The following is a 279-nucleotide window of genomic DNA, read 5'->3' on the forward strand; positions in this document are numbered from 1 at the left end:
TCCAGGGGCCGGTAGCGATACCCGTTGCGCTGGGTGTGACGCTGCGGATCTTGTTGACCCCACTGGGCCCCGCACACCGCATCAGCGTCCGCTGATAACAACGCGTTGATCACGTGCTGGAGCAAGGAACGCATCAAATCTGGGGATGCCTGGGATAACGCCTCGCCAAGCATGCCAGCAGGGTCGATAATATGAGGAGCGGTCATCGTTGTGCCTCCAAATCGTTTCGAGTCAGAAGTAGAGAGCTTTCTCGAAGGATCACACGGTGACCGCACCCAT

At 58.1% G+C, this 279-nt stretch carries 1 protein-coding gene; it reads right to left on the bottom strand.

What is annotated here, in order from left to right:
- On the bottom strand, nt 1–206 hold a 206-nt coding region (locus HMPREF2836_RS03605; protein ID WP_210394330.1), incomplete at its 3' end, for a transposase.
- Nucleotides 207–279 lie beyond the last annotated feature (73 nt).

It is taken from the genome of Rothia sp. HMSC065C12 (assembly GCF_001812085.1).
Classification (GTDB): Bacteria; Actinomycetota; Actinomycetes; order Actinomycetales; family Micrococcaceae; genus Rothia; species Rothia mucilaginosa.